Below are 9,452 nucleotides of genomic sequence, written 5' to 3'. Positions count from 1 at the left end.
AGCTGATAGAAACAGAAGCCACTGGAGCACCTCAAAAACACCATCATACACTAAATCAGTAAGTTGGCAGCATCACCTGAGTCCAGATAACGCTGTTGACCGGTAATTTGATCGGCAAGGCTTTGACGCAGCACCAGCGCATCCGCAACTTCTTTAAATGCGTTCTGAATTTTCTGCTCGTAATTCACTACCGATTGCTGCTGGCGGATTTCTGCTAAATCGAGATTTGACTGATTACGTCCAGCGTTAAAGATCGGAATGTCTATTTTCGGGACAAAATTCCACATGCCGCTGGCCGCATTAAAGAGGCTGGAGAGATCGCCACTGCTGCTGGATACAGAGCTGGTCAGCGTAATCGATGGGAAAAATGCCGCTCGTGCAGCGCCAATATTGGCGTTCGCCGCCAGCAATCCATGTTCGGCTTCCATAATATCCGGACGCTGCAATAATATTTGCGATGGGAGTGCGGGGGGCAGTGTCACGGGTTTTATATCACCGCGACTGCGCACACGGTCGTCCGGTAATTTCCCGTACGTCCCCAGCAATAGTTGCAGTGCGTTGTTCGCCTGCGCCAGTTCGCCCTGGCGTTTGGCAATATCGCTGCGTGTGCTTTCAATCACGCCGCGAGCCTGTTCCAGTGCCAGCACATTCGTACTGCCGGTCATCAACTGTTTCTCGACAAACGCATAAGAGCGCTGGTAGTTTTGCAACGTTTCTTCGGCAATTTGCAGTTGCGCATAAGCCAGACGCTGGTTGAAATAACTTTGCGCCACGTTAGAGATTAATGAGATATGCACCATTCGACGCGCCTCTTCACTGGCGAAAAAATTCTGCCGATCGGCTTCACTCATATTTTTCAATCGTCCAAAGAAATCCAGATCGAAACTGAGATTCAGTCCCGCTTCAAATTCCCGGTTGGTGCTGTTATCACCTTTTAATTTCCCGCTATAGGTACCGCTGGAACCGGCGTTAAGTTGCGGGTAACGATCGGCATCCGTCACACCATATTGCGCTTTCGCTTCCTGAACCTTCAGTACCGCCATGCGTAAATCACGGTTATTGACCAGCGCCTCACCAATCAACGCCTTCACCTGGGAGTCAACAAAAAAGGTACGCCAGCCTGTATCCTGATATCCCATCGGGGTCGAAACCAGCGTGTTCTGACTTAAGGAGAATTGCTGCGGAACCGGCAATGCAGGACGCTGATAGTCCGGAGCCAACGAGCAGCCGGCCAGAACAAAAATAGCGCTGAGGGTAAGAAGCTTAAATTTGTACATAGTTCTTCTCGTCCAGACCGGACTGATAACCATAAAAGATGTGTGAATTTATACCTGAATGACTCTGTTTAACCGGTGACAGGAAAATGACAAAACTGTCATTTTCCCAATAACCGATTGCTATCCGATCCGCCTTCTCTAGAATTGAAAATCCGCACAGCCAGTGCGTGATGGAGAATGTCATGAAGATTTTGATTGTCGAAGATGAAAAAAAAACCGGTGAATACCTGACGAAAGGCCTGACGGAAGCGGGTTTTGTTGTGGATTTGGCGGACAACGGTCTGAACGGATATCACCTGGCGATGACCGGTGATTATGACCTGCTCATTCTCGACATCATGCTGCCCGATGTAAACGGCTGGGATATCGTGCGAATGCTGCGCACCGCCAACAAAGGCATGCCCATTCTGCTTCTCACCGCACTGGGTACCATTGAGCATCGGGTCAAAGGTCTGGAGCTGGGAGCTGATGATTATTTGGTTAAACCGTTTGCCTTTGCGGAATTGCTGGCGCGGGTCAGGACACTGCTGCGACGGGGGGCCGCAGTCATTGTCGAAAGTCAGTTTCAGGTCGCGGATTTAATGGTCGATCTGGTCAGCAGAAAAGTCACCCGCAACGGCACACGCATCACCCTGACCAGTAAAGAGTTTACGCTGCTTGAATTTTTCCTGCGTCATCAGGGAGAGGTGTTGCCGCGTTCACTGATTGCCTCTCAGGTCTGGGATATGAATTTTGACAGCGACACTAACGCGATTGACGTCGCCGTGAAGCGTCTGCGGGCCAAAATCGATAATGACTTTGAGCCGAAACTGATTCAGACCGTACGTGGTGTAGGGTATATGCTTGAGGTGCCGGATGGTCACTAAACGATTACAGCGCCCTTTTTCGCTGGCAACACGGCTAACCTTTTTTATCAGTCTGGCGACAATCGCCTCATTTTTCGCTTTCGCATGGATAATGATCCACTCGGTGAAAGTCCATTTCGCAGAGCAGGATATCAATGATTTAAAAGAGATCAGCGCGACGCTGGAGCGTATTATTAACCACCCGAACGAACCGGAATCACGTCGGCTGGAAACATTAAAAAACGTAGTTTCGGGCTATTCTAATGTCATTATTTCTCTGGAAGATGCCAATCAGAGGGCCATTTTCCATTCACCTAATGCGCCGGACCTTCGTCAGTTTATCGCCACGGCAACGCCGGATAAAAATGCCCATACTCGGAATGTTTTTTTAATTTCCGGCCCAACGCTGCAAACATCAGAACATGCGCACGGGAAAAATGCGTCCTCCAACTGGCGAATGATTCGTTTACCCATTGGGCAGTTGCCAGACGGGAAACCGGCCTATACGTTGTTTATGGCATTATCGATCGATTTTCATCTGCACTACATTAACGATCTGAAAAACAAGCTGATCATGACAGCATCGTTAATTAGCATGATGATTGTTTTTATCGTGTTGTTCGCCGTCTATAAAGGTCATGAACCTATCCGTAATGTCAGTCGGCGCATCCAAAATATCACCTCTAAAGATCTCGATGTTCGCCTGGACCCGCAGGCTGTGCCGATTGAGCTTGAGCAACTGGTTGAGTCGTTTAATCACATGATCGAACGAATCGAAGATGTGTTTAAACGCCAATCCAATTTTTCTGCCGATATTGCTCACGAGATCCGCACGCCAATCACCAACCTGGTCACGCAAACAGAAATTGCCCTCAGCCATCCCCGCAGCACGAAAGAGCTGGAAGATGTGCTCTACTCTAATCTCGAAGAGTTTGGCCGCATGTCGAAGATGGTGAGTGATATGTTGTTTTTGGCACAGGCAGACAATAATCAGCTGATCCCGGAAAAAACAGCGCTGAATCTTGCGGATGAAGTCAGTAAAGTGTTCGACTTTTTCGAAGCCTGGGCGGAAGAACGCGAAGTCAGCCTGCGCTTTGAAGGTCGGGCATGCTGGGTTTCTGGCGACCCGTTAATGTTACGCCGGGCAATGAGCAACCTGCTCTCTAACGCGATGCGCTATACGCCAAAAGGCGAGTCTGTCACCGTGCGAGTGAAAGAGGCCGATGATCTCGTGCATATTATTGTGGAAAATCCCGGTACGCCAATAGCCGCGGAACATCTGCCACGACTCTTTGACCGGTTTTATCGCGTCGATCCCTCACGACAGCGTAAAGGCGAAGGTAGCGGTATTGGCCTGGCGATAGTGAAATCGATTGTGATTGCCCACCAGGGCAAGGTCTCCGTAACATCCGACGCTCGCGCTACCCGCTTTATTCTGACATTACCCAAGTATGCCGCTTAATTATTATTGGTGGCGCTGATGCGCCATCGATTAAACCTGAGATTAAAATTATTTTTCTCTGACATCATCGTCATAATACTGTCACCTCACTGACAGCCCCTGCTGATTATAATTCTCCTGTAAACCGACACTGGAGAAATATGATGAATAAGATACCTTCCTTTTTAGCTATCGCTTTTTTTATCTCAGCTGGCGTTAATGCGGCAGAAACATCCACAATGCATCAGCAGGCAGCTATGGCTCACGATATGATGAATAACAGCGATGCACCTGCTCATCAGCAAATGGCACAAACACATGAAGCACAGGTGCAAAATAGCCAATCAACACGGGCTAGCGCACCGTCTTTTTCACGCATGAATGAACATGAGAAAGCGATGGTTGTTCATCAGTCAATGAATAACAGTCATTCCTATTCACATGAACTGCAGGCGGAAAAACATCGCGAACAGGCAGCAACGCAAGGGTAGTCCATCGTCTCCACCAAACCACGCGTGCGGGCCTGTATAGCAACACAGCCTGCGCGCTTCCCCTTGGTTAATGTCAATATTAGAATTCTATTAAATCTCCAAACAAGACGTTAAATAATACAAACAGTGCAATAAAATTGTTTTAGACCCGTAAACAACGCTCACATAACACCGTAAATATTAATATCAACATTCCTCCCCGATTAAAATTTAGGAATCTCCCTAGTATTCGTCATTACTATTTAATGGGAGACTGCTGTCGTCGTATACATGACAAAATAGATTTTCATTTCTATATATAAATTTAATGATGATAGCGAGTAACAAAATGAATAAACGTCTGCTGACCATTTTCGTCCTCGGCCTGACAACTGCCACAACAGCATGTGCAATCACCCCTGCAATGCAGAAAAAATATGAACGTTCAGGTTGTACGCAGATAAGTGAACTCAACGGTTGCGATGTCAATAAATCTTATCAGTGGAACCGCGATCATGGTTTTATCGAGAACGATCAAAGCCAGCAAAATCGCCATCATCGTCATGCTGAAGATCAGCAAAATACCCGCAATCAAGATAATCATGATAATGCCGGTATTGATGGCAAATTCACCGGTAATTATGTTGCCGAATTTGAGAATGGCCAACGAAGCGTTGATATTCACGTAGAAGACTCTGGCGTCTACGTAAATGGTCATGAAGTGCGTGACGTGAATACCTATAAAGATACGATGACCTTCCGCGTGGGATATGCCACTTATACCCTTAAAACGAATGGTCGCGGTAGCTGGAACAATCCTGACGCCGGGAATGCTGGCAAAATTGTGCGTGAATAATGGGTAACGTCACAATGAAAAAGCTGATATCCGCGGGGATTATTATGGCCAGCCTGTCGGGTTGTGCGGAACATCCTTATCTTTCGGCTGCAGCCGTAGGGGTAGGTGCTGCGGCGGTTGCCACGGCAATCGCCAACCACAAAAACCGCGAATCTAACCGCGATAAAGAGCATGAACGCCAGGAGCGCGAGCAAAGGGAAAATCAGCATGCATGGCGGCATAATCACCATCACCATGATGATGACGGCCACGACTATCATCGTTGAGCCGTCCCAAAGAGCGCTGAGATCACAGCGCTCTGACATTCCGTGCGTTACAGTATGCCGCTTTAACGCTGGAGTCAGGCATGGCTTTAACCCTTACGGTATTGCTTGAAAACAGGCGCGCCCGCGGTGCAGAAAAAGCCCTACGGGCAAAACCTGGATTAAGTCTGTTAGTTCAGGATGAAACCACCACAATATTATTCGATACCGGGCCTGATGACAGTTTTAGGCACAATGCTGCATTGATGGGCCTAGACCTGTCTCAGTTGACCGCTGTCGTGCTCTCACATGGTCACTACGATCACTGTGGCGGCGTCCCGTGGCTTCCCGATAGCAGCCGCGTCATCTGTCATCCACGCATTGCCTGCGAACGTTACGCAGCGTTCACCCTTGCAGGGTATACCCGTAAAATCAAGAAACTATCACGCGAGAATGATTACTCTCGCCTGCAGATGACATACTCCCGTGAGCCTTTGCCCCTTAGCGAACGCTTTCTGTGGTCAGGAGAAATATCCGTATCCGCACCGCAGGCCTACGGTGTCATCAATGAGAATCCTCCCCAACAGGACTACATCACTGACGAAGGGGTATTGATCTACAAATCAGACCACGGATTAGTCATCATTACCGGCTGCGGACACCGGGGTATTGCCAATATCATCGCTCACTGCCAGCGAATCACGGGCATCAGCAAAATTTATGCCCTGGTCGGTGGCTTCCATTTACGCTGCGCATCGCCCTATACGTTATGGCAAACCCGACGATTTATTAAACAACAGCAGCCAGAAAAAATTCTCGGCTGTCACTGCACCGGCGCGTGGGGACGTTTGTGGTTGCCAGGACAAGAAGCCCCCGCGACAGGGGATGTTATTGTGCTGGACGAATAATAATCACCATTGTGGTTGTTGTATCTCCATCACATAACATTCATGAATATCAAAATGCACGCACAACCTTGATCTGGTCACTTATTATACAGAAATAAAGTTCGCTACACTCAGGACAGAGGTAAACAAACAGGAGGTAGTGAATATGTATCGCTCTATTCTGGTGCCCATTGATATCTCTGAAGCCGATTTAACTCGCCATGTTATTCCGCAGGTTGAAGCGCATGCAAAAACCGCTAAAGTCCATTTTTTAGCGGTCATTCCTACCGTTCCGTTCTACGCATCACTCGGGCTTGCCTACTCCAACGAGTTCCCGGACAGAAGTGGTATACAAGCGAAAGCCACCGAAAAGCTCGACGACATTGTTAAGCAATTCAATATCCCCGCCGGCAGAACTCAGACCCATGTGGTTTATGGCCCACCGAAAGATCAGATCCTTAAACTGGCAGATGCCGTGGACGCCGAATTGATCGTCATTGCATCCCATAAGCCGGGGTTCAGCACCTATCTGTTAGGGTCAACCGCCGCAGCTGTAGTACGTCATGCCAAATGCCCCGTGCTTGTTGTGCGGTGATATTGGTTAGAAAAACAGGAAAACGGGAGCGAGCAGGCTCCCGTTTTTATATCCACAAAACGCTCCAGAAAAAGTTATATGTAGAGCCGCTGATGTAGACGTTATGCCAACTGGAATAAAACCGTGCCGAGAGGGTATTTTATCGAAATGGTACGCCCTGTAGGATTCGAACCTACGACCTACGGCTTAGAAGGCCGTTGCTCTATCCAACTGAGCTAAGGGCGCATAGAGAAGTGATGACTTCATGCAGATGAAACGCGTGAATTATACGGTCAGCGCCTGCTGAGTCAATGCCTTTTGTTCCGGTTGCTGACGAAGTGTACGAATGTTGTTTTTTCTGGTCGTTCATGGGGTTCCAGGAAATCACCTGGTAACAACTCAGCCAGCATAATGCGGGATTTAAGGTTACAAGTATTTAGAAAATTAATGATTTTGCTTAACATTCCCCAACCACTTCCCTGCAGTTCAGGACCTCGTCAATGTTAAGTATCGCTATCAAGGAAGAAAATAGTCATTTCGAACATGGGCTGAAAATCATCATCTCCCGCCTGGCAAATCAGTGGCATCAGGACATCTGCTTTTTACCTACCGAAGCTATCGATCGCGCAGACATCGCCTTTATTTCGCTGGATGACGATTGGCTCAGTGCAGGATGTTATCAGGTTCCCATCCACACCAGACGCCAACATCGGGTTATCATCTGCAACGGAGGCGATAAGGATAAGCTGATGTTTCGCCCCTGCCTGTATATGCTGCCGCTGATCTATCGGGAAGATAATGTGGAAGCGATAACCCAAAAACTGATCCTAATTCTGCAAAAACGCGCGCTCCGCCACAGTGTGCCTGCAACCGTCTGCCATTTCTGTACCACCCGCAACTTTTCGGTGGAGGAACGCCAGTTCTTAATGCTACTTGCCAGCGGTAACACGCTCGCTGAAACGGCACATCTTCTCTCCATCAGCGATATACAGGCCAGAGCAACTCGCCGCCGTATTATGAAAAAGCTGGATGTGAAAAATGATCAGCAATTTTTAAGGTATATCAGGGCACACCTGAGTTTTCTGCAACAGTAGAGTGGGCCTTGCTGTCGGGCATTTTATTGAGAAATGTCTCATCATCAATTAAGTATCGGCACCTACTGTACCTAACCGCATGCTGCCAGAATACCCTATGTATATTATTTCCGGGGAAACAAATAGACATACTCGGTAATATTTGCTCTGACGCCAGGGGGGATATCGTGGCACCGAGCCTGTTATTATGGAATGATAAATCTGAGCACTCTGTCTTTACCGCCAAAAACAGCGATGCAGAACCCCTGCAATTCGCACTTAAATTCGAGCCCATTGTCGATTTGTCTACCGCGTTGAGATACGGTTGTGAGGTCCTCACACATCTTCCCGCGAATATAAACAGTGAAAAATATTTTCACCAACTGTCGGTTCAACATCGACTGCATCTGTTTTATCAGCAAATTGACAAAATTAAGTGCTATCAACAGGGTCTGCGCTACTCATTGAATTTACCGATGCAAGCCTTCCTGAGTTGGCCGTTATTCCATTCTTTGATTACGCCCTCTCCGTCCAGCTTGATTATCGAAATACAAGATCCAAATACGTTTTATTCTTTAAGTACACCTCAGCGGACGATCGTCTATGGCGTAATTCAACATCTTGAAGACCATGGTATCCCAATATGGCTGGATGACGTCAATGAGGAACTGCTGGGCGCATTCACCGCAGCCAACTGGCATTTGTCAGGGGTGAAATTGGATAAAAATACGTTCTGGACACTTAGCCATGTGCCGGAAAAACTCCGCCAGGTTATTCAGATGGGGCGCGCAATCGCCGGCCTGGTGGTCGTTGAAGGAATCGAAACGCAAAAACAGCAGGAAATTGCCCTGCGCGCTGGCGCAAATTTGGGTCAGGGATATTTGTGGCCAGCAATTTATCCAGAGCAGGCGCAATAGATACGGACAGGGAAAAAGGAAGGATGCGCAGTGTAAAACGCCGGGAACGGCATCGCCGTTTACGAAACGCCCACTGTACCTGGCAATATGATCACTGTGCACCGCAAGAATTTGACAGAATTGAGTATCTGGCTCAAAAACTTGATTACACATTACCGGGCGACACAATATCTCAAGCAATTATCACAACAGATAACTATCTCGGCTACACGCTTAATCGCTATTTATTTTCTGGTACACACACAGCCATCTTCCAGACGATTGAATCGGCCCTACCACTGTTGAAGGAGTCTGAAGTTAGTCAGTTAGTAGTTGATATGGATGGTGCATCAAGCTCATATTTCGATGTTCTGGAATATCTTCGCCGACTCATTAAAGAGCAGAGTAATATTCAAATTTTCATATTACTTCCCAGTCGCCACGAAGCGCTCAGGCACTTTATTGCGATGGCTGGGCAATTTGATATCCTGCCGCGCCGCCAGCGCCTCCCGGAGATGCGCCATGCTTTATTATCGATGAAGCAGGATCACATTCACTCCGGGTACATAAATCAGGCTGATTGGGAGATGATCTCATTACTCTTGCAAGGTAAATCATTAAAGAAGATTGCTCTCGTGCAGGCCCAACCCTATCACCGCATTATCTATCGCCTGAACCAACTGATCACACGGCTGGGGTTGCCACATCGTCAACATTTTTTGCATCTGATACATCGCCTGAGCGTTACCTCTCCCCATTTAATTTAACACCCTAACCCTCTGTGATATAAGAATTTATAGGAAATTACTTATTTTCAACTGAGAAAACGAATGTGATTTTTACAAACATTTAATATTTACAACTATTCCTGGTATTATATATCGCGCGGGT

Annotated in this window: 10 protein-coding genes, 1 tRNA gene and 1 pseudogene; 10 read left to right on the top strand and 2 right to left on the bottom strand. The window is 47.6% G+C overall.

All coding sequences use genetic code 11. The features are described 5' to 3' along the window. Nucleotides 1–77 precede the first annotated feature (77 nt). Nucleotides 78–1,277, bottom strand: a pseudogene (locus QMN38_RS10890) (Cu(I)/Ag(I) efflux RND transporter outer membrane protein); the annotation flags it as partial. A 182-nt stretch (nt 1,278–1,459) separates the two neighbouring features. On the opposite strand from QMN38_RS10890, the gene cusR reads away from it, so the two are divergent. The 7 genes from cusR to uspF all read left to right on the top strand — a co-directional run bounded on the left by cusR (nt 1,460) and on the right by uspF (nt 6,613). Next, nucleotides 1,460–2,143: a copper response regulator transcription factor CusR gene (cusR, locus tag QMN38_RS10885; RefSeq protein ID WP_040232623.1), complete on the top strand. Its 684-nt coding sequence runs from the start codon at nt 1,460–1,462 to the stop codon at nt 2,141–2,143. Beyond that, entirely contained in the window at nt 2,133–3,584 is a 1,452-nt protein-coding gene (locus QMN38_RS10880) for a Cu(+)/Ag(+) sensor histidine kinase (RefSeq protein ID WP_323605046.1), read from the top strand. The genes cusR and QMN38_RS10880 overlap by 11 nt, the downstream gene beginning before the upstream one ends. Nucleotides 3,585–3,727: 143 nt before the next feature. Then, the gene (locus tag QMN38_RS10875) at nt 3,728–4,054 is read left to right on the top strand and encodes a copper-binding protein (protein WP_323605056.1); all 327 of its coding nucleotides are present in this window, start codon (nt 3,728–3,730) and stop codon (nt 4,052–4,054) included. A gap of 328 nt (nt 4,055–4,382) precedes the next feature. After that, the gene (locus QMN38_RS10870) at nt 4,383–4,889 is read left to right on the top strand and encodes a hypothetical protein (RefSeq protein ID WP_271449441.1); all 507 of its coding nucleotides are present in this window, start codon (nt 4,383–4,385) and stop codon (nt 4,887–4,889) included. A 14-nt stretch (nt 4,890–4,903) separates the two neighbouring features. Continuing rightward, nucleotides 4,904–5,155 (top strand): hypothetical protein, encoded by a 252-nt coding sequence (locus tag QMN38_RS10865; RefSeq protein WP_271442821.1) that lies wholly within the window; start codon nt 4,904–4,906, stop codon nt 5,153–5,155. 80 nt (nt 5,156–5,235) lie between these two features. Further along, nucleotides 5,236–6,039, top strand: a complete 804-nt coding sequence (locus tag QMN38_RS10860) for an MBL fold metallo-hydrolase (RefSeq protein ID WP_323605045.1) — start codon at nt 5,236–5,238, stop codon at nt 6,037–6,039. Nucleotides 6,040–6,184: 145 nt separating this feature from the next. After that, complete coding sequence (uspF, locus tag QMN38_RS10855) at nt 6,185–6,613, top strand: universal stress protein UspF (protein ID WP_061067464.1); 429 nt, start codon at nt 6,185–6,187, stop codon at nt 6,611–6,613. A 148-nt stretch (nt 6,614–6,761) separates the two neighbouring features. Here the strand turns inward: uspF and QMN38_RS10850 are convergent. Beyond that, nucleotides 6,762–6,838, bottom strand: a tRNA-Arg gene (locus tag QMN38_RS10850). 254 nt (nt 6,839–7,092) lie between these two features. Between QMN38_RS10850 and fimW the strand changes: the two genes are divergently transcribed. From fimW to fimY, 3 genes are all read left to right on the top strand, one after another. Beyond that, nucleotides 7,093–7,686: a fimbria biosynthesis transcriptional regulator FimW gene (gene fimW / locus QMN38_RS10845; protein ID WP_323605044.1), complete on the top strand. Its 594-nt coding sequence runs from the start codon at nt 7,093–7,095 to the stop codon at nt 7,684–7,686. Nucleotides 7,687–7,853: 167 nt separating this feature from the next. Then, on the top strand, nt 7,854–8,582 hold the full coding sequence (locus QMN38_RS10840; RefSeq protein WP_323605043.1) for an EAL domain-containing protein: 729 nt from the start codon (nt 7,854–7,856) through the stop codon (nt 8,580–8,582). Nucleotides 8,583–8,605: 23 nt separating this feature from the next. Next, nucleotides 8,606–9,328 (top strand): fimbria biosynthesis regulator FimY, encoded by a 723-nt coding sequence (gene fimY / locus QMN38_RS10835; protein ID WP_323605055.1) that lies wholly within the window; start codon nt 8,606–8,608, stop codon nt 9,326–9,328. The last annotated feature ends 124 nt before the right edge of the window (nt 9,329–9,452 follow it).

The sequence above is a fragment of the Citrobacter sp. R-1.5.2 genome (assembly GCF_035064245.1).
Lineage (GTDB): Bacteria > Pseudomonadota > Gammaproteobacteria > Enterobacterales > Enterobacteriaceae > Citrobacter.
This window is presented reverse-complemented; position numbering and strand designations above follow the sequence as displayed.

Bases quoted from the DNA above. Each gene is read 5' to 3' on its own strand.
- cusR (WP_040232623.1), top strand. From the start codon at position 1,460: ATGAAGATTTTGATTGTCGAAGATGAAAAAAAAACCGGTGAATACCTG.
- QMN38_RS10880 (WP_323605046.1), top strand. From the start codon at position 2,133: ATGGTCACTAAACGATTACAGCGCCCTTTTTCGCTGGCAACACGGCTA.
- QMN38_RS10875 (WP_323605056.1), top strand. From the start codon at position 3,728: ATGAATAAGATACCTTCCTTTTTAGCTATCGCTTTTTTTATCTCAGCT.
- QMN38_RS10870 (WP_271449441.1), top strand. From the start codon at position 4,383: ATGAATAAACGTCTGCTGACCATTTTCGTCCTCGGCCTGACAACTGCC.
- QMN38_RS10865 (WP_271442821.1), top strand. From the start codon at position 4,904: ATGAAAAAGCTGATATCCGCGGGGATTATTATGGCCAGCCTGTCGGGT.
- QMN38_RS10860 (WP_323605045.1), top strand. From the start codon at position 5,236: ATGGCTTTAACCCTTACGGTATTGCTTGAAAACAGGCGCGCCCGCGGT.
- uspF (WP_061067464.1), top strand. From the start codon at position 6,185: ATGTATCGCTCTATTCTGGTGCCCATTGATATCTCTGAAGCCGATTTA.
- fimW (WP_323605044.1), top strand. From the start codon at position 7,093: ATGTTAAGTATCGCTATCAAGGAAGAAAATAGTCATTTCGAACATGGG.
- fimY (WP_323605055.1), top strand. From the start codon at position 8,606: ATGCGCAGTGTAAAACGCCGGGAACGGCATCGCCGTTTACGAAACGCC.